Source organism: Synechococcus sp. CB0101, from assembly GCF_000179235.2.
In the GTDB taxonomy this organism is placed as follows: Bacteria; Cyanobacteriota; Cyanobacteriia; order PCC-6307; family Cyanobiaceae; genus Vulcanococcus.
Genome location: NZ_CP039373.1, coordinates 257,804 through 275,834 on the forward strand (window position 1 = coordinate 257,804; position 18,031 = coordinate 275,834).

Consider the following 18,031-nt stretch of genomic DNA (forward strand, 5'->3'; position numbering starts at 1 on the left):
CACCGCCGCGAGCGCTGATTCCAAGCTGTTACAGGCTTGGAGCGGGGCACCCATAGGCTCGGCCCGTTGCCTTAACGCCATGACCACCAGCACAGCGCCCGCTCAGCCCATCTCCGTGGTGGTGGCTGGAGCCTTGGGGCGGATGGGTGCTGAGGTGGTGAAGGCCGTGACCGCAGCGCCGGACTGCCGTCTGGTGGGTGCTATCGACACCACAGCGGGCAAAGAGGGTGCAGATGTGGGCCTGGAGCTGGGGCTGGGTGAACTGGAGGTGGCGATCACCGCGGATTTCGAAGGCTGCCTCTGCCAGGCCAGCCAAGCGGTGCGCAACGACGGACCCGGCGCTGGGGCGGTGCTGGTGGATTTCACGCATCCCTCCGTGGTGTACGAGCACACCCGCGGTGCGATTGCCTACGGCGTGCATCCGGTGATCGGCACCACGGGCCTCAGCCCTGAGCAGCTGAATGATCTGGCCACCTTTGCCGACAAGGCCTCAGTGGGCGGCGCCGTGATTCCCAATTTCTCCGTGGGCATGGTGCTGCTGCAGCAGGCCGCAGCCGCCGCCGCCCGCTTCTACGACTTCGCCGAGCTCACCGAGCTGCATCACAACCGCAAGGCTGATGCCCCAAGCGGCACCTGCATCAAAACCGCTGAGCTGATGGAGGAACTGGGCAAGAGCTTTAACCCTCAGCAGGTGGAGGAGCACGAAACCCTGGCTGGTTGCCGCGGTGGTGAGCGCTCCAGTGGTCTGCGCCTGCATTCGATCCGCTTGCCCGGACTGGTGGCCCATCAAGAGGTGATGTTTGGCGCCCCCGGGGAGACCTACACCCTCCGCCACGACACGATTGATCGCTCGGCCTACATGCCCGGCGTGCTGCTCAGCGTGCGCAAGGTGCGGCAGCTCGGTGGGCTGGTGTATGGCCTTGAGCGCTTGCTCTGAAGCCGGATGGCTTCGACACTGGCCCCATGCTGATCCCGCTTCGCCCCGGTGAGCTTCCGCGCCTGATCCCGGCGGTGGCCACCGGTCCCCAATTCAATGCCTGCAGCGGCAGCCCCCAGAAGTTGCTGCAGCGCCTGTTCATCTCGGTGATCGGCGGCGTGATCACCTTGTTGATCAGCCAGACGCTGCTCTTCTCCAACCAGGCCGGCCCGATCTTCTTGGTGATCGGCTTTGTGTTTCTGCTCTACGTGCTCTGGGGGCCGATCGTGGAGGCCGGCCGCAAGAACGCCACCCTGCGCCGCTACCCGGCGGCGGCCATCTTCGAAGGCGAGGTGGCCGACTACTACACCAAAGAACTGGTGGAGGGTCGCCAGGAAACCACCGACAAGCAGGGACGACTGGAGATGGTGGAAAACCGTCGCACCTGGCTCTGCCTGGAGCTCGAAGACGAAGACGGCTATCTGGGCAGCGTGCGTTTCCCCTACGACAAAAAGCACAAGCTGATCCGCCGCGGCATGGTGGTGCGCTGCCTGGTGCTGAGCGAGCGCAAAGACTTTTCCCGCATCGGTGCCCTCAGCGATGCCTGGCTGCCCCAGCCGAAGCTCTGGGTGGGCGAGTACCCCTACCTCCTACGGCCAGCCTTTGAGGAGCTCTGCCTCAAGCGGCTGCGCTGAAGCAGGTTTACGGCATGCAACAACGCGCAACATTGCGTTACACTTCATGCATTCGCCGGTAGCAGACATGACCCAAGCCAACACTCCCGTCATCCGCGGCGCCACCGTGACCGAGGAAGACGGCGGCCGCCTCAACGCCTTCGCTTCCGAACCCCGCATGCTGGTGGTGGAAGCCGAGAACGGCTGGGGTTTCCACGAGCGCGCCGAGAAGCTCAACGGCCGCATGGCCATGCTCGGCTTCATTGCTCTGCTCGCCACTGAATTTGCCCTCGGCGGCGAATCCTTCACCCGCGGTCTGCTCGGCATCGGCTGATCCACGGCTTCGTTCTCGGGCCTCGGCCTGATCCAACCGCAGCACACAATCGTGCTGCGGTTTTTTAGTGCTCTGCCCATGCGCCGCTCAGCCACCGTCACCACTGCTGCGCCCCTGCGCGCCCGGGTGTTCGGGGCTGGCCCGACCGGTGCCCTAGCGGCCTTGGCGTTGGTTCGTGCGGGTTGGCAGGTGGAGCTGTGTGATCCCCTGCCAGCTGCGGCCCTGCTCGATCGCAGCCGTGCCTATGCCCTCACCCACTCCAGCGCCGAGCTGCTGGAGCAGCTGGGGCTCTGGCCGTCGCTGCAGCGGCACCTGGCGCCGTTTCGACGCCTGGAACTGTGTGATCAGGCCCTGCTGCGGCGGGTGACCTTTCAAGGCAGTGACTTGCCCGGCTCCTCAGCCCGCAGCAGCGCTGACGCCGTCGGTTGGATCCTGCAGCACCGGCCCTTGATGGCCCTATTGCTGCAGGCCCTGGAAGGTGAGAGCGGCATCAGCCTGCGCCTGGCTGATCCCGCGGGCTGCACAACAGCAGAGGCAGTGGATCTGGAGGTGGCGGCGGATGGCCATCACTCCCCCCCGGCGCCGGACGGCCCGTATTCGCCATTGGCATCGCCCCTACCGCCAGGGCTGCCTCACGGTGCAGGTGCGGCTGCGGGGCTCCGAAGCAGATCAGGCCTGGGAGTTGTTTCGCCCGGAGGGTCCGTTTGCTGTGTTGCCCCTCGGGGGGGATGCCTTCCAGTTGGTGTGGAGTGCGCCCCTGCCGCGGCTGCAGCAGTTGGAGCGGCTGGAGCCGGTGGCCTTTCTCGATGCCTTGAGCGCTGCCTTGCCGGAGCGGTTGCAGGCGGAGGTGCTGCTCGATCAGCCGCGCGCCTTCCCCGTGGCCCTGGAGTGGGCCTGGCCGTTGCAACGCCGAGGCCTGGTGTTGGTTGGTGAAGCGGCGCATCGCTCCCATCCGGTGGGCGGCCAGGGCCTCAACCTCTGCTGGCGTGATGTGGCGGTGTTGCAGCAGTTGGCGGGCCAGGTGCAGGCCGGCCGGCTTGCGGCGCGTCAGCTCCCGGGCCGCTACGCCGCTCGGCGCTGGCTGGATATCGCCTTGGTGCTCTTGGCCACCGATGCCTTGGTGCGCCTGTTCTCCAACCGCCAGCCGCTGCTGTTGCCCCTGCGGCGGCTCGGCCTGGCGCTGTTGGCCCGGGCGCCTTGGCTGCGTGCCCTCAGCTTGAGCGCCATGAGCGATGGCCCTTGCCGCTTGCGCTGGCCCTGATCAGGATGGCGGCACGCCGCCGCGGGGGCCATGGTGATCAGCAGCTCGCCGCAGCCGGCGCCCAATCCAGCGCTCCTGCGCTATCTGCGCCAGGAGCTGGGGGTCACCGACAACGCCCTGCAGCTGGGGCTCAAGCAAGCCGATCAGGAGCAGGCTCCCTTGCCGGTGGTGCTGTGGCGCTTCGGCCTGATCACGCTGGAGCAGTTTGATCAGGTGCTCTCCTGGCAGGCCGCTTTGGATCCCTGAGGGAAGCGCAGCTGCGCTCAGTACACGATCAGCGATTCCACGGGCACCGCATCCGGCAGCTTGGCCTTGCCGCCCAGATCGGCCAGTTCCACGATGAAGGCAAAGCCGCAGAGTTCACCGCCCACGCGGTTCACCAGCTCGGCGCAGGCACCGGCCGTGCCGCCGGTGGCGAGCAGGTCGTCCACGATCAGCACCCGCGGGCCGTGCTCAAAGCCATCGGGGATGATTTCCAGCCGGTCGCTGCCGTACTCAAGGGTGTAATCCACCCCAATCACCTCGCCGGGCAACTTGCCGGGTTTGCGCACTGGGCTGAAGCCGATGTTGCGGGCGGTGGCCAGGGCGGTGCCCACGATGAAGCCGCGCGATTCGATGCCCACGATCAGATCGGGGGCGAGCCGGTCGCACACGTCGCCCATCTGGCGCATCACTTCCTGCCAGGCCAGCGGGCTGCGCATCAACGGGGTGATGTCACGAAACAGGATGCCCGGCTTGGGAAAGTCGGGGATGTCGCGCACCAGGCCACGCAGGTCAAGGGTGGTCATGGTCGACGGATCGGGTGCGCAGCTGGCAGTATCGCAGCCATGGCTGATGCTCCTTTGCAACCCCAGCGCTCGCTCTCCAGGCGGGGTCTGGAGCGGCTCGATCTGTTGCTGCTCTCCGCTGAAGCGCTCGACCTCAACGGCGGCGAGGCGATGGTGTGGCTCAGCGAGGAGATGGGGCTCACCGATCTGTTTCCCAACCGGGTGGAGCTGTGGAAACGCCGTTGCAGCAATCCGCTGCGGCGCACCACCCGCCGCGACCCCATCAGCGAAGCCGAAGCCGATGGCCTGATCCGCATCCTCAATGCGCTGGCCGATCGGCTCTATCCGATGTTGCGCAGCCTGCTGTCTTCAGCGGAATCGCCTCAGCTGAGCGAACAGCGCTGGGCTCTGTTCCGCGGCCGGCTGCAGGAGCTGCTGCAGGAGCGTTTCAATCCACGCCGCGGTGGGGTGCAACGCCTGCTTGATCCGCAGGAAGGGCCTGAGCTCTGCCGTGAGCTGATCCAAACCATGGCCCTCAGCGCCGGCCCGGGCGGCTTTGCACGGCTGAAGGCCAGCTTGATGGACGCAGCGGCGTGATCCGCAGCACGACTCTCCCCCTGCGATGAAACTCACCAGCCGCTACGAACAAACCAGCTGCCGGCTTGTGCTGGAAGGTCTGCCCGATCTCTCCGCCGGCCAGGGCAGCCAGACCATCGGCATCCTCACGGGCTTCAGCCTGGCGCTGGCGGGCAAGACCGAGCTCGAAGGCCAGCGCGATCACCTGCAGGCCCTGCTCAATGTGGTGCTCCCCTACGCCCGCGATCTGATCAGCGGCGTGGCCCGGCCCCAGGGCTCAGCCGAGGTGCCCGTCGCCATTCGCCCGCTGGAAGGCCACCACGAGTTGGAGCTGCGCAGCAGCCAGCCCGATACCCCACCCCTGCGCCTTCCCCTCGACGACGCTGAGCTGAGCGATCTGGTGCGTTGCCTCGATCGCCTGCAGCTCGATCCGCAGATCGCGGTGCCCCTTGAGTGGCCCGCGCCGCAACCGCTCCGGCGTTCGGAGCTGCGTCACCGGCTTCCCTTGGCCCGCCGTGTGGCGGCACCGCTCACCGGGATCGCAGCGCTGTTGGTGGCCGCTGGCCTGGCCTCCCTGCTGCCCACACCCAAGCCACCTGCCCCTGCACCGGCGGCGGTGAGCACGCCCACGCGCGGCGGTTGACGCCACTCCATTCCCCACCACACTTGACCCGACCGCAATGAGCGACTTGAGCTGGCCTGAACTGCGTCGTCGTGTGACCCGGCTGGGGGCCTGCCTCGATGTGGTGGTGCGCAGCGATCCGGAAGTGTGCGGGCTCAGCGGCGATCAGTTCCACCTCTCCCTGCACCACGGTGGCCAGGGTGATTGCAGCGTGGGTGATCTGAGCCTGGTGGATTGCCCGAACGAGCTGGTGCTGGTGGAGTTCGAGCGTTGGATGCGGGGAGCCGGATACCGGATCGAGTCATGAGCCGTCGCCGCGGGCTGCAGGTGGTGCGGGGCGGTCGCAGCCAGGCTTCAGATCCAGCGCGGGCCGTGTTTCGCAAGCGCCGCCGCCCGCCACGGCCGCGTCTCATCCTGGAAGCCATGCTGCTGATGGCAGCGGGGGTGGGCTTGCTGGTGCTGCTGTTGCAGCTCCCCGAGTTGATCGACCTCGACAGCTTGCTGTTGATCAGCACGGCGATTGGCCACCTGATCGGTGGGCTCTCGCAGTTGTTGATGGGTGTGTTGCAGCTGCTGGCGGTGTTGGTGCTGGTGGGCTTGGCACTGTCGGCGCTGTTGCTCCTGGTGGCGGGCCTCGTGCGCCTGGTGCGGGCGTTGTTGCTTGCCGAGTCGCCCAAGGCCAAGAAGCCCCCCCTGCGGCGATGAACGATGAGAGCACCGGCGGCTCCCGCTTGAAGCGCAAGCTCTACGAGCAGGAGCTGGCGCGGCTGCAGGTGGAGCTGGTGAAAATGCAGTACTGGGTGAAAGCCACGGGCTTTCGCCTGATGGTGCTGTTTGAAGGGCGCGATGCCGCCGGCAAGGGCGGCACGATCAAACGCATCACCGAACCGCTCAATCCCCGCGGTTGCCGCGTGGTGGCCCTCGGAACTCCGAGCGATCAGCAGCGCAGCCAGTGGTATTTCCAGCGCTACGTGGAGCACTTCCCCTCAGGCGGTGAGATCGTGCTGTTTGATCGCAGCTGGTACAACCGCGCCGGTGTGGAGCGGGTGATGGGCTTCTGCAGCGAGGCGGAGCTGCGGGAGTTTGAGCAGTCGTGTCCGGAATTTGAGCGGATGCTGGTGCGCTCCGGGATTGTGTTGCTCAAGTATTGGTTTTCGGTGAGCGATGCGGAGCAGGAGGCACGCTTTCAGGCCCGCATCGATGATCCGGCGCGCCGCTGGAAGCTCAGCCCGATGGATCTGCAGTCGCGCGATCGCTGGGTGGAGTTTTCCAAGGCCAAAGATGCGATGTTTGCCCGCACCAACATCCCCGAGGCCCCCTGGTTCACGGTGGAGGCCGACGACAAACGCAGAGCCCGGCTCAATTGCATCCGGCACCTGCTCAGCAAGGTGCCCTACGAAGACATGACACCGCCGGCTCAGAAGCTGCCACCGCGCCGGAGCGCCAAGGGCTACCAGCGGCCACCGATCAATGAGCAGTTCTTCGTGCCCAACTGCTACCCGTGAAGCTGGCTGAACCACATGCCAGCCAGCTGCCAGCTCGACCACAGGAAGATGCCGAGGAACAGCCAGTTGAGCCAGGCCGGCCGCTTGTCGTTGTCGAAGATCATCGCGGGAGCTTAAGCGGCCTGGCCTGAGCTGGATCAGGCGGCGCTGAGGCTGGCGCTGCGCTTCTGGCGCCTGAGCTCATGCAGCCCCTCGAGCTGGTTGTGCACCGCCACCAGTTGCTGGCGGATGTGCTCGGTGTGCTCAAGCTTGGCGAGGTTGAGCAGGATCGCCTCGATCTGGGCCTTGCTGTCGATCAGCACGCGGCAATCGGTCGTTCCGGGTTCGTAGGCCATACAGGGGTGTGTACCGATCCCATGCAAACGCGCCGCAGGCGGCGGTGGTGTGTCAACGGCTGCAGTGCGCCTGGTTGTTAAGAGTTTCTGGATGCCAGAGGCCCCCGGCAGCAGGTGCCAGGGGCGTTGGACAGAACGGAGAGGGTGGGATTCGAACCCACGGAAGCTTTCACTTCGCCGGTTTTCAAGACCGGAGCCATCAACCACTCGACCACCTCTCCAGCGGTCGGCCCAATGGACCAATGAGAGTGTCTCACGCGCGGCAACCCCTTGAAAATCTCATTCAAGACTCATGAGATCGTGATTCAAGCTTGGGTTGGCGCCTCTCGGGTTGTCGTTGCTGCCATGGCTGTTCTCTCCACCAACTTGCTGGCCTTGCGGACACGCGAGCTGGCGGATCTGATCGAAACCCTGCCGGTGAGCCTGGCGCCCGAGCTGCACTATGAGCGCTGCTGCGAGCTCCTCGAGCAGCTCGCCATTGCCCTCGATCTACTGGCTGATAGCCCCTGAGGCCAACGGGCATTGCTGTGCAGCCGCGTCGATCACCCGCTGCAGGTTGTCGCTGCGCTCCAGTTGCCAGCGAAAGGTTGCAAGCACCGTTTCTGCATGGGTGAGTGCTCCGAAGCAGCGAGGCTGGCGAATCCGTTGTGCGGCTCCTTCTTCCTGGCGGATCAGGGCCTGGAGTGCATCGCTGGCCTCGAGGCAGGCTTGTTGCTTGCGGGTTGTGCTGCAGCGATTCAAGGCCTCAAACGCTGTGCGTCGCACCTGGCCTTCGCTTTGGATGGCCTCACCGGCGGCCATGGCCGCTGGGACCTGAACAGCCAGAAGCAGCAGGAACGCTGCCCTGATGTTTGAGGCAGATGGCATGGGGCTGATCTGGCTTATGACGTGAACAGGGGCCGAAGTGTTCAGTAGCAGTTTGGGGCAAGGGCTCTTGCGTTCAATGCGCCGAAAGGTGACGTGATGTCTCAATCGAATCTTCTTCCGCGCCTTACCGCAGGCATTCGGAGACTTAGTTTAGTTAAACAGGCAATAGATTGTAAGTCAATGCGCCTATCGCTTGTGCTGGTGAAAGTAGAAGCAGGCTTTGTGTGCTGATGGTAAAGACTGCTGAACTGAGCATGTCTTGATGGTCTGGATATGCTTTGCTTGGTTGGCCTGCTTCAAGAATTTAGGCCATTGAGTCAGTTGCAAGCATGGCGAATGGACTTTCGTCTAGTTGCAGTGCAAACTCGTCTGATGCACCAGTTCGCGGGATCTTATTAAAACTAATGTTAATTTCTTCCATCGGAAGCTTCTCGTCTTCTTTGGCCTTGATCTTGACGCGCTTGGAGCCTGGATTCACAAACTCAAAGGTCTGGCTTCCAAAAGTATAGCTGGCGTTCTCATCGGCAGCGAAGCTGAAAGAGCCGATTAATTTGTCTCCCTTGGCTCGAACGCGAAACTCCAAAGAGTTCCCATTGATGGTCTCTGCCTGCGAAAAAACTGTTTGGCCTCTTTTGCCACGAACCTTGCCAGAAAATGCGCCGATCACACCGGTAATAGAGTCAACTCCAATAAGGTCTACATTTAAAACGTAGGTTGCCAATGGCGAGAAATTATTCTGTGTCAACATTAGGCCAGGCTCTGTTGACCGTCAACCCACACGCTTGTCGTCTATGGGTGTGTTGTGTTGTGGGCCAATACTGACCTCTTGGAACCCAATTCTTCAGCATTATTTTGGTTTCTCTAGCGAAAAGACGCTCTGATGTGTTGGGCAGGTGTCTTTTCTTGAAGGGCGTTTGTGCATGGTTCCGTGTTGCAAGAGGGCCTCTCCGACTCTGCTGAACATCTTCGTGCGAACCGTCCATAAAGAAGGCCCGGGAGTAACCCGGGCTCTTTGGCTAGTGAATGCCGCGGCGACTGATATCGAGATTGCGTTGTCTTAGGGCTGGCCTGCGCTCATTGAATGCAAGCGTTCCTCTGGGGGTTCATTTGTCGTTTGGCTTGGCCAAGGGCAGAAGGCACTTGTCAGAGTCGCAGCCAGCAGGGCCTGCCTCCATGAGTTCGCCACCGTCGTAGCGCTGCAGGGCTTCGAAGAAGTCGCTGGTGCGGCGGCGCCCTACCACCTCGCTTTGCAGTTGCTCGTAGGTGGCGTGATCGATCGGTTCAAAGGGCAGGCGCGGGAAGGTGGCGTTGGCATCAAAGCGAGCCAACAGTGCAGCGGAGATGTAGCCCTGTCCGTTGTCGATCGCGGTGTGGATGGCATCCGTGAGGGGCTCAATCTCATGCTCCCGGAACTCCACCGTGGCGGAGGTGTTGTGGGCGGTGTAATGCTGCTGCACCTGCATGTAGAAGTCGAACTGCGCCATGGCGGAGAAGTTGTTGATCTCCACCGCATCGGCGCCGGGGATGTTGGCCCAGCTCACCTCGGTGGGGATCTCCACCAGCCATTCGGTGCAGCGCGGATCGAACGGATCGTTGAGCAGCCGGCCTTGCTCATCCTTGTCGGATTGTGAAGGCACGATGGTGTAGCCGTAGTCCATGCAGGCCAGGGCGACGGGATCGTTCTTGCGGAACGTGATCCGGCGGATGAAGCGCTGAGCCTTGGGGGGGTGCCAGCCGGGGGAGGCACCGGTGAGCAGGCTCTTGGTGCCTGCCGGCTGCACGGTGGTGCAGCGATTCGGGCGGCGCAGGCCATGGCGATCGCAGTAGTCCCAAACCGCCTTGTTCACAATCGCCTTCCAACGGCTGAGGTACTCCGCTTCCTTGGCTTTAAAAACTCGGCCCTCTTCGGTGTCGGGGCGGCCGGCTTCCCACCAGGTGAGCCAGGGCGTCCCGAAGGCATGCACGAAGAAATCGAACAGACCGGTGAAGCTCACGCCAACAATCGGATCCCAGGCGCGGCTCTGGCGGTAGCGCTCCACTTCGAAGCGATGGTTGAGCAGGCAAGCCACGGCAAGACCGCCTGCGGTAAAGGCTTCTTCCTGGGCCACCAGATCGTCGGGGTCGATGCGGTTGAGGTGCACCTCGGCCAGGTTGCAGTGGAAATCGGCCCCGAGGATTTCGCCGCAGGGATTGAGGCCGTAGCGGCCGAGGCGGTGCTCCAGTTCAGCCGCGCTGATCTCGGGGTGATGGGTGGTTAACCAGCGGCCGGCTTCTTCACGGCCCTGGTCGCAATAGATCTCGATGAACTCAGCCCGCAGCTCCGGGGTGCTGAGTAGATCGGCATTGGAGCGGGCAATCGCTTCGGGTGCGAACTGAATGGCGCCTTCGCCGGAATGGAACTGCTTGGTGACGGCTTCCAGCACAGTGGCCCGATCGGGACGGGTGTGGAACACCCGGGTGTGGTTCGCCATGCGCAGGGCATCGCGCTCGGGGTCGATGCGCCAGTTGCCGTCGCTGTCCTGCTGCCAGAGGTTTTCCTTGGCGCCGGCGGCGGAATGATCCTCGGCGGCGAACTGACGCATGCCGGCGCTGCGGCGGATGTTGCCGGCCACGATCGTGACGGCCGCCTCATCGATCAGCAGGCAGCACTCCACCGAGGTCAGCTGGCGGCCCTGGGCTTTGCCCAGGATCTGGGCCACGCGGCCATAGAGGTCCTTCAGCTTGACCGGGTTGGCCATGCCACCGAAGCCCTTGAGGGTTTCGCCCACGGGGCGCACATCGGCGAGATCGACGTGGATCTCAATCGGTGCGGTGGCCACAAACCGCTCATCACTGCACAGCTCGAGCAGTAGCTGGTAGCTGTCGACCCAGCCGCGGCGGGTGTCGCCCACTTTGATGAACACCTGTTGGCCGTCGATGCGATGGCTGGTGTGTTCCTGGCGCTGGCCAGGCGGGGTGGCGCCAATGTCGCTCACCGACTTGATCGCCAGCTGGTTGCGCACCGCGGGCAGGCGGCTGATCAGGTGGGGCTCAATGATGGCGCCGGTGCCGCAGCCCATCATCGCCAGGTCCATCATCAGACCGAAGGCTTCCCAATCCACCAGGTTGGTGGAGGTGCAGTTGTAGGAGCCGGAGAAGTTTTCGCTCTGCTCGATCCAGGGGGTGCCGCCGATCCACAGCCAACGGCCTGAGGGCAGCGCCTTCTGCTCGAGCTGCATGCGACGCAGCAGATCCACCTCGTCTTGATTGAGGTTGCCCAGCTTTTGCAGGCCGCCCAGGTTGCGCTCAGCCACTTGCTGCCAGCTTTCACGGCCGCTGGCGGTCTTGCGCGAATAGGTCCGGTAGAAGACCGGATTGGCCGCTGGGGCCGTGGCCGGGAAGTCAGGTCTGGGGGCCTTGAGGGCATCGCCCACAGGCGCGGTGCTTGGTCCAGGAACTGACAAGGTCACGTGCGGCGTTGACTCAGCGTGTCGGAACCATAACGCCACTGATGGGGTCTGCAAGCTGCCGTTGCCACCATTGGCGGTGGGGCGTGCTCCCGTGCAGCTCTGCCTGGGTTTTGGCAGATTGCGGGCACCGGTTCTGATGGCTCTGGCGTCGATGCGTTCCTTTCATCGTCTGCGCAGGCGCTGGTTTGCGGCGCTCCTGGTGGCGGCTGCTGTGCTGACCCTTCAGGTCTTCGCGCCCCTGCAGGCTGCTCCGGCCCTGTCGTCGGTGGCGGCTCGGTCGCGCGCCACAGCCGCGCTGATCCCGATCGAGCAGCAACCCTTCTATGGGGAGTTGGAGCTCACGGCTAAGGCTTGGTCAGATGTGGTGCTGGATCAGGTGGTGGGCGGCAGCCCCCAGGCCACTCTCCTCAACTTCTACGCCGTGATGGCTGAGGTGGGGCATCGCTCGGAGCGGCTAGGCCGGTTGGGCCCATGGCATCAGGAGCGCCTAACGCCCGCTGAGCGCCAAGAGCAGATCGACGACACCGAGCTGTTGTTTCGTTTGGCTGTGAAGGCGCTGGATGCCTCGGGCTTCCCAGCGAGCGTGCGCGTGGATATGGCAGAAGAAGCTGCCATTCAGCTCAAGCATGTGCTGGATTACGTCTTCACCCATAGCGCCAAGCCGATTCAGATCCCGGATGCCGCTGGGATGAAGTCGATCAATGACCTGCGCACCACGCCAACAGAGTCTTGGCGCCTTCCAGGTACCGCGATCACGCTGACAGCTGAGGAAGACGGCGACCCTGATAACGAGGACTATCGCTTCTCCGTGCCAACGGTGATGGCGATCGGCCAGATGTATCGCGAGATCCAGGGCTATCCCGTGGTGAAGCAGCCCTTCGCAACACCTGATTTCTTTAGTGATTTTGTCTATACACCTGGCTATCTCGTTCCGCCTGATTGGTATCTCGCGCTCCCGAAGACCCTGCGCCAAACCCTTGAGATTCCCTTTGGCGATCAAACCCTCTTTCAGATCGTTGCGGTGCTGATCAGCCTGCTGGTGTTTCTGGCGGTGCTGGTTTGGCTGGTGAGCCTGCTGTTGGAGACCTACCGCGAGAGTGCGACGAAAGGTGCCGGCCTCAGTGATTGGCAGCGTGATGCGCTCGCTTGGCGTCGGTTTCTGGTTGTGCTGCCACTGCTGCCGCTCACCCGGCTGGTGAAGCTCTTTGTTGACGATGTGGTGAATCTCACCGGTTTGCCGTTGGTGGTCGCCACCTACTTCTTTTTCATTATCTGGTACATCGCAGCCGGCTTTTTCTTCTTCTATCTGTTTGAAGCCTTAGGGCGTAGCAGTGCTGAGTTGGTGGTGCGCCTGCGCGGCGGTGGCTCAACACTTCAGCTGCAGCGGATCAATAATTTCGTGATGCCCCTGTGCCGGGCGATTGGGGCGTTGGCGGCAATCGCTTTGGGCTATCGGCTGTTGATTGAATTGGGCCTGCCATCCAACACGGTGCTGGCCTTCTCGGCCGTGCCAGGCCTCGCCATCGGTCTTGGTGCATCCAAGTTGCTCGGCAACTTGTTTGCTGGTCTTTCGATCCAGACCGATCGACCACTGCGGGTTGGCGAGTTTTGCCGGGTTGGCGACAACCTCGGCTACATCACCAAAATTGGCTTGCGCTCCCTGGAGCTGCAAACCCTGGAAAGCCGCGTCACGATTCCGAATGCTGTGGCCGATGAGGCCACGATCGTGAACTATTCACGTCGGGGCATGCGCAGTGATCTGCCACCGATGCAGGCGCTGGAGATGCGGATCCAGCTGGGTGAGACCTTTTCGCCGTATCAGCTGGAAGAGGTTCTCTTTCAAAGCCGGCGTTTTCTTGCCGGCGTGCCGTCGCTACTAGAGCCGCTGGTCTCGATCGATCGCCGCTCCGACGATGCCTGCTGCGCCTTGATCGTGGTGGCCATGGTGGAGCTGCATGGGTGGGAGGCCTATCTGGGCTTGCGCGAGCAATTGCTGGTGCATCTCGAGGAGCTGGTGGAGCGTGCTGAGCTCTCCGAGATCGCCCTGGGGCTTTCCTACGGCACAACGGCTGAGCAGCTCAAGCGCCTCCCCTCCTTGATGCAGCAGGTGGTGGAGGAAGACCCTTCCCTGCAGTTTCACGCCTGCCGGCTGGAGCGGATCGGCGCCTTCAGCTACGACCATGTGCTGGAGTTCCGCTCCAGCCACCTCGATCACGATGACTTCGAGGAGAGCCTGCATGGCCTCAACCGCCGGATCATCGAGATCTTGGAGATCCATGGGATGGAGATTCCCTTCCCCACGCAGACCCTGATGCTCAACCCCGCCGATGCAACGCACCCCTGAGCCGGAATTGATGGATGGCGAGGAGCAGGCGCTCGCCTATGCCGCCGCTGATTTCAGCGCCGGTGATCAGGCTCTGATCGAGCGCTTGCTGGAGCTGTTCCCGCAAGGCCTCGGTGAGGTGCTGTTGGATCTGGGCTGCGGTCCGGGCAACATCAGCTTTCTGCTGGCGCGGCAGTTCCCGGGCGCCCAGGTGGTTGGAGTCGATGGAGCGGCCGCCATGCTGAATCTGGCCGAGCAGGCCCTGGCCGGCGAGCCGGCATTGCAGCAGCGCCTGCGCTTTGAGCAGAGATGCCTGCCTGATCCGAGCTTGGCTGGTGGTTACAGCGCTCTGGTGAGCAACAGCCTGCTGCACCATCTTCATCATCCCCAGGTGCTTTGGCAGGCCGTGATTCAGCTAGCGAGCCCTGGTGCTCGTGTGTATGTGAAGGATCTGCGGCGGCCCGCTTCCCCGGAGGCGGCGATCGCTCTGCAACGCCGCTACCTGGCAGATGCGCCTCCTGTGCTTCAACGTGATTACCTCGCTTCACTGCACGCTGCCTTCACTCCTGAGGAGGTGCAGCAGCAGTTGCAGGAGGCTGGTTTGGCGGACCAGTTGCAGGTGGCGGCCCTAGAGGATCGCTATCTGGAGGTCTGGGGGCAGCTGCTCTGAGAGGCTTGGCCGATGACCAGCACCTCTGCTCCCGCCGCCACACCCGAGCTCCAGTCCCTGGCCGAAGCCGTGGCGCGGCGCCGCAATTTCGCGATCATTTCCCACCCCGACGCGGGTAAGACCACCCTCACCGAGAAGCTGCTGCTCTACGGGGGTGCGATCCAGCAGGCCGGTGCCGTGAAGGCCAAGGGCGAGCAGCGCAAGGTGACCTCCGACTGGATGGAGCTCGAGAAGCAGCGCGGCATCTCGATTACCTCCACCGTGCTGCAGTTCGACTACAGCGGCAGCACGATCAACCTGCTGGATACCCCCGGCCACCAAGACTTCTCGGAAGACACCTACCGAACCCTCGCCGCCGCCGATAACGCGGTGATGCTCGAAGACGCGGCCAAAGGCCTGGAGCCGCAAACCCGCAAGTTGTTTGAGGTGTGCCGCATGCGGCGCATCCCCATCTTCACCTTCATCAACAAGATGGACCGGCCCGGGCGCGAGCCCCTGGAGCTGCTCGATGAGATCGAGCAGGAGTTGGGCTTGGCTTGCTGGCCGGTGAACTGGCCGATCGGCAGCGGCGATCGCTTCCGCGGCGTGATCGATCGCCGCAGCCATGACGTGATTCTGTTTTTGCGGGCCGAGCGCGGCCGCACCTCAGAAGAGAAGGTGCTGAGCGTGGAAGAAGCGCGCAGTAGTGGTGCGGTGGAGCCCGAGTTGCTGGATGCAGCGCTGGAGGAGCTGGAGCTGCTGGAGGCGGCTGGCAATGAGCTGGATCTTGAGCTGGTGCACGCCGGTGAGCTCAGCCCGGTGTTCTTCGGCTCGGCCATGACCAACTTCGGCGTGCGCCCGTTCCTCGATGCCTTCCTGGAGCTGGCTCAAAAGCCCATCCCCCGCAGCAGTAGCGCCGGCGAGATCGAGCCGGTGCGCCCGGGCTTCAGCGGCTTTGTGTTCAAACTCCAGGCCAACATGGACCCCCGCCACCGCGATCGCGTGGCGTTCGTGCGGGTGTGCAGCGGCAAGTTTGAGAAAGACATGACGGTGCAGCACGCGCGCACCGGCAAGACCATCCGCCTTTCACGGCCGCAAAAGTTGTTCGGCCAAGACCGTGAGGTGGTGGAAGACGCCTACCCCGGCGATGTGATCGGCCTCAACAACCCCGGGATGTTCGCCATCGGCGACACTTTGTATCTCGGCCCGAAGGTGGAATACGAGGGGATTCCTTGCTTCAGCCCGGAGATCTTTGCCTGGCTGCGCAACCCCAACCCGTCGGCCTTCAAGAGCTTCCGGAAGGGGGTGAATGAGTTGCGGGAGGAAGGCGCCGTGCAGATCCTCTACGACACCGATCAGAGCAAACGCGATCCGATCTTGGCGGCGGTGGGGCAACTGCAGCTAGAGGTGGTGCAATACCGCCTCGAGAACGAATACGGCGTGCTGACCCGCCTTGAACCCCTGGGCTTCTCCGTGGCCCGCTGGGTGGTGGGTGGTTGGCCGGCCCTCGGGCAGGTGGGCCGCATCTTCAACTGCAAAACCGTGCGTGATGCCTGGGACCGGCCGGTGCTGCTGTTCAAGAACGAGTGGAACCTCAACCAGCTGGGCGAGGACCATCCGGATCTGGAACTCAGTGCGGTGGCGCCGGTGGTGAGTGGGGTGGAACCGATCGCCCTCTGACGGGCCCGCTTCAAGCCAGAGCCAGTGGCTCCCAAAGCCACGACAGCGCGATCGGGCCGCCAGAATCTTTACGAAGAAAGGTCACAACGGCGGTTCTGGCGATGGCGAGGCCCCTCTGGCTTGTACGACCCCGCAACGATGGGGGTTGCGATTACGTGAACTTCGTGCCCGGCCCCACGCCGGGTTCGGCGGCGGTGGAGATGCGCGAAGGCAGCCACTTGCCGCCGCAGATGCCGTTACTGAAGCGCCGCTGCTGGTTGCAGCGCGATGAAGCTGAGCTGCAGCGGCGGCTGCTTCAGCTCGAGGGCGGCTATCGCCACAGCGAGCCCCTGTTCTGAGCCAAGGCTTCAGCCGCTTTCCCTCTCTAGGCTGGTGTGATCGCACTGCATCTTCAGCCGCGGCATGACCCAGGGAACTGATCCATCCGGTGGCCCTGCCCAGCCCGGCTCGCTGAATCCCTACGAGCGGCTTGGCATCACCCCTGATGCCAGCTTCGACGCGGTGCAGGCCGCCAAGCAGGCGCGCCTGGCGGAAGTGGGCGAGGAGCCCATGGCCCGGGCGCGCATCGAAGCCGCTTACGACGCCGTGTTGATGGACCGGCTCAAGGAGCGTCAGCAGGGCAAGGTGAGCACCGCTGCCCTCAACGCCTCCCAACGCGAGGCCGCCAAACCCGCCGCTGCCGCATCGGCTGCGAAGCCTTCGCTGCCCTCCTTGCCCAACCTCCCGGCGCTGCCCAGGCCTGCCCTCAAGCTCAGTGCCCCAGCGCTACCCACCGTGGCCCTGGCAGAGGGCCGTGAGCGCTGGTTTCCCCTAGCCGGTGGCGCGGTGTTGCTGGCGATGCTGCTGATCGCCCCCGCCGGTAATGCCGAGCTGGTGCTCGCATTTGCCACGGTGCTCACCGTGGTGAATCTGCAGCGCCGGCTCGGCCGGCTGCTGCCGGCAGTGGGCTGGAGCGTGCTGCTGCTCAGCCTCGGGCTGCTGCTGGGTGGGCTGTTGGTGAGCGCCATCGATCCCTCGCTGCCGCTCGGTTTGCCCCTGGCGTCGCCCCAGGTGCAGAGCCTGCCGGCCCTGCTGCTGTTGCTGCTCGGTGCCTTGCTGATCGCCTGAGCTCAGGCGGCGGCCAGTTCGTTAATCAGCTCCTGCAGCTCGCCGCTGCCCACCTCATAGATCTCATTGCAGAAGTGGCAGGTGAGCTCGGCTTTGCCGTCCTGCTGGAGCATCTCGCTGAGTTCGGTTTCACCCAGCAGCTTCAGCGCGTTCACGCTGCGCTTGCGGCTGCAGGGGCAGTGGAAGGTGATTTCCTGGGAGGCTTCGGCGTCGTCGAGCAGCTGGGGATCGAGGTCGGGGAAGATCTCGCGCAGCAGTGATTCCAGGTTGCCTTCGCAGGCAGCCAGTTTCTGGCTGAAGCCGCTGATTTCCTTGCAACGCTCCTCCAGCAGGGCCACCAGCGCCGGTTCACGGGCCGCTTTGGGAAGCACCTGCACCAGCACACCACCGGCATGCTTCAAGCCGGAGCTGTCGATCTGCTCACCCACGAACACCGCCGATGGGGTCTGCTCGGAGTGCAGCAGGTAGGAGGCCACGTCGTCGCCGATGCCGCCGCTCACCAATTCCACGGTGGAGCTGAACGGTTCTCCCTCCCCCAGATCACGAACCACATGCAGGTAGCCGGTGCCGGTGGCCTGCTTGAAGTCGAAATGGTGCAGCCCATCGGCTTCCTGCAGCAGATCGAGTTCCAGGCCAGGGTTACCCACATAGCCGCGCACGGTGCCGTCGCGGCCGGCATCCACCATCAGACCGCGCATCGGGCCATCGGAGGCGATGCGCAGATTCACCCGCCCATGGCGCACCTTCATCGAGCTGGCCAGCAGCAAGCCGGCGGTCATGGCGCGGCCCAGCAGCGCGGTAGTGAGATACGACAGCTGGTGGCGTCGCCGCGCATAGCGGGCCACGGTGCTGGTGCTCACTGCCACCAGGCGGATGCCACCGCCGGCCGCCGTTGCCCGCACCAACTGATCCGCCATTGCCTGCTTGCCTGCGCCCGAAGTGGGCACTGTATTCAGCGCAGGGCGT

The 18,031-nt window shown here is 63.9% G+C and carries 22 protein-coding genes, 1 tRNA gene and 1 pseudogene; 17 read left to right on the top strand and 7 right to left on the bottom strand.

Features of this window, described 5'->3' with window-relative positions; all coding sequences use genetic code 11:
• The first annotated feature begins 79 nt into the window (after window positions 1–79).
• The 6 genes and pseudogenes from dapB to CB0101_RS01435 all read left to right on the top strand — a co-directional run bounded on the left by dapB (window position 80) and on the right by CB0101_RS01435 (window position 3,431).
• On the top strand, window positions 80–937 hold the full coding sequence (gene dapB / locus CB0101_RS01415) for a 4-hydroxy-tetrahydrodipicolinate reductase (protein ID WP_010309471.1): 858 nt from the start codon (window positions 80–82) through the stop codon (window positions 935–937).
• 26 nt (window positions 938–963) lie between these two features.
• Window positions 964–1,611 (top strand): hypothetical protein, encoded by a 648-nt coding sequence (locus CB0101_RS01420; protein WP_010309468.1) that lies wholly within the window; start codon window positions 964–966, stop codon window positions 1,609–1,611.
• 67 nt (window positions 1,612–1,678) lie between these two features.
• Window positions 1,679–1,924 (top strand): high light inducible protein, encoded by a 246-nt coding sequence (locus tag CB0101_RS01425; protein ID WP_010309466.1) that lies wholly within the window; start codon window positions 1,679–1,681, stop codon window positions 1,922–1,924.
• A gap of 78 nt (window positions 1,925–2,002) precedes the next feature.
• A pseudogene (locus CB0101_RS15815) lies at window positions 2,003–2,188 on the top strand (2-octaprenyl-6-methoxyphenol 4-monooxygenase); the annotation flags it as partial.
• Window positions 2,189–2,483: 295 nt separating this feature from the next.
• On the top strand, window positions 2,484–3,185 hold the full coding sequence (locus CB0101_RS15820) for an FAD-dependent monooxygenase (RefSeq protein WP_371413613.1): 702 nt from the start codon (window positions 2,484–2,486) through the stop codon (window positions 3,183–3,185).
• Window positions 3,186–3,215: 30 nt separating this feature from the next.
• The gene (locus CB0101_RS01435; protein WP_010309463.1) at window positions 3,216–3,431 is read left to right on the top strand and encodes a DUF2949 domain-containing protein; all 216 of its coding nucleotides are present in this window, start codon (window positions 3,216–3,218) and stop codon (window positions 3,429–3,431) included.
• Window positions 3,432–3,448: 17 nt separating this feature from the next.
• Here the strand turns inward: CB0101_RS01435 and CB0101_RS01440 are convergent, their stop codons facing one another.
• Complete coding sequence (locus CB0101_RS01440; RefSeq protein ID WP_010309462.1) at window positions 3,449–3,973, bottom strand: adenine phosphoribosyltransferase; 525 nt, start codon at window positions 3,971–3,973, stop codon at window positions 3,449–3,451.
• 39 nt (window positions 3,974–4,012) lie between these two features.
• On the opposite strand from CB0101_RS01440, the gene CB0101_RS01445 reads away from it, so the two are divergent.
• The 5 genes from CB0101_RS01445 to ppk2 are packed head-to-tail and all read left to right on the top strand — an operon-like array spanning window position 4,013 to window position 6,655.
• A complete protein-coding gene (locus CB0101_RS01445; protein ID WP_010309460.1) occupies window positions 4,013–4,549 on the top strand; it encodes a DUF3038 domain-containing protein in 537 nt (178 codons plus the stop codon).
• Window positions 4,550–4,574: 25 nt separating this feature from the next.
• Window positions 4,575–5,171: a DUF4335 domain-containing protein gene (locus CB0101_RS01450; protein WP_010309459.1), complete on the top strand. Its 597-nt coding sequence runs from the start codon at window positions 4,575–4,577 to the stop codon at window positions 5,169–5,171.
• A gap of 37 nt (window positions 5,172–5,208) precedes the next feature.
• Complete coding sequence (locus CB0101_RS01455) at window positions 5,209–5,457, top strand: hypothetical protein (RefSeq protein WP_010309457.1); 249 nt, start codon at window positions 5,209–5,211, stop codon at window positions 5,455–5,457.
• Complete coding sequence (locus tag CB0101_RS01460) at window positions 5,454–5,855, top strand: hypothetical protein (protein ID WP_010309455.1); 402 nt, start codon at window positions 5,454–5,456, stop codon at window positions 5,853–5,855. The genes CB0101_RS01455 and CB0101_RS01460 overlap by 4 nt, the downstream gene beginning before the upstream one ends.
• Window positions 5,852–6,655, top strand: a complete 804-nt coding sequence (gene ppk2, locus CB0101_RS01465) for a polyphosphate kinase 2 (RefSeq protein WP_010309452.1) — start codon at window positions 5,852–5,854, stop codon at window positions 6,653–6,655. The genes CB0101_RS01460 and ppk2 overlap by 4 nt, the downstream gene beginning before the upstream one ends.
• Window positions 6,656–6,792: 137 nt before the next feature.
• On the opposite strand, the gene CB0101_RS01470 is transcribed toward ppk2, so the two are convergent.
• Together CB0101_RS01470 and CB0101_RS01475 are read right to left on the bottom strand one after the other, a co-directional pair.
• Window positions 6,793–6,990 (bottom strand): hypothetical protein, encoded by a 198-nt coding sequence (locus tag CB0101_RS01470; protein WP_010309444.1) that lies wholly within the window; start codon window positions 6,988–6,990, stop codon window positions 6,793–6,795.
• A gap of 136 nt (window positions 6,991–7,126) precedes the next feature.
• Window positions 7,127–7,211 (bottom strand) — tRNA-Ser (locus tag CB0101_RS01475).
• Window positions 7,212–7,335: 124 nt separating this feature from the next.
• Here CB0101_RS01475 and CB0101_RS15205 point away from each other — a divergent pair.
• Window positions 7,336–7,500, top strand: a complete 165-nt coding sequence (locus CB0101_RS15205; protein ID WP_010309441.1) for a hypothetical protein — start codon at window positions 7,336–7,338, stop codon at window positions 7,498–7,500.
• Here the strand turns inward: CB0101_RS15205 and CB0101_RS01480 are convergent.
• The 3 genes from CB0101_RS01480 to nrdJ form a co-directional block, all read right to left on the bottom strand.
• Window positions 7,480–7,857: a hypothetical protein gene (locus tag CB0101_RS01480; protein WP_010309439.1), complete on the bottom strand. Its 378-nt coding sequence runs from the start codon at window positions 7,855–7,857 to the stop codon at window positions 7,480–7,482. The genes CB0101_RS15205 and CB0101_RS01480 overlap by 21 nt on opposite strands.
• A 304-nt stretch (window positions 7,858–8,161) precedes the next feature.
• Entirely contained in the window at window positions 8,162–8,602 is a 441-nt protein-coding gene (locus CB0101_RS01485; protein ID WP_136643927.1) for a hypothetical protein, read from the bottom strand.
• A gap of 358 nt (window positions 8,603–8,960) precedes the next feature.
• Complete coding sequence (nrdJ, locus tag CB0101_RS01490) at window positions 8,961–11,270, bottom strand: ribonucleoside-triphosphate reductase, adenosylcobalamin-dependent (protein WP_010309435.1); 2,310 nt, start codon at window positions 11,268–11,270, stop codon at window positions 8,961–8,963.
• A gap of 187 nt (window positions 11,271–11,457) precedes the next feature.
• Here nrdJ and CB0101_RS01495 point away from each other — a divergent pair, with 187 nt between their 5' ends.
• The 5 genes from CB0101_RS01495 to CB0101_RS01515 all read left to right on the top strand — a co-directional run bounded on the left by CB0101_RS01495 (window position 11,458) and on the right by CB0101_RS01515 (window position 17,065).
• Entirely contained in the window at window positions 11,458–13,650 is a 2,193-nt protein-coding gene (locus CB0101_RS01495; protein WP_043717723.1) for a mechanosensitive ion channel family protein, read from the top strand.
• A complete protein-coding gene (locus CB0101_RS01500) occupies window positions 13,634–14,299 on the top strand; it encodes a trans-aconitate 2-methyltransferase (protein ID WP_010309431.1) in 666 nt (221 codons plus the stop codon). Before CB0101_RS01495 ends, CB0101_RS01500 begins: the two co-directional genes overlap by 17 nt.
• Window positions 14,300–14,311: 12 nt before the next feature.
• Complete coding sequence (locus tag CB0101_RS01505) at window positions 14,312–15,958, top strand: peptide chain release factor 3 (protein ID WP_010309429.1); 1,647 nt, start codon at window positions 14,312–14,314, stop codon at window positions 15,956–15,958.
• A gap of 101 nt (window positions 15,959–16,059) precedes the next feature.
• Complete coding sequence (locus tag CB0101_RS01510) at window positions 16,060–16,296, top strand: hypothetical protein (protein WP_029553003.1); 237 nt, start codon at window positions 16,060–16,062, stop codon at window positions 16,294–16,296.
• A 64-nt stretch (window positions 16,297–16,360) separates the two neighbouring features.
• The gene (locus CB0101_RS01515) at window positions 16,361–17,065 is read left to right on the top strand and encodes a CPP1-like family protein (RefSeq protein ID WP_010309424.1); all 705 of its coding nucleotides are present in this window, start codon (window positions 16,361–16,363) and stop codon (window positions 17,063–17,065) included.
• Window positions 17,066–17,067: 2 nt separating this feature from the next.
• Here the strand turns inward: CB0101_RS01515 and hslO are convergent, their stop codons facing one another.
• Complete coding sequence (gene hslO / locus CB0101_RS01520) at window positions 17,068–17,982, bottom strand: Hsp33 family molecular chaperone HslO (RefSeq protein ID WP_010309422.1); 915 nt, start codon at window positions 17,980–17,982, stop codon at window positions 17,068–17,070.
• Window positions 17,983–18,031: the final 49 nt, after the last annotated feature.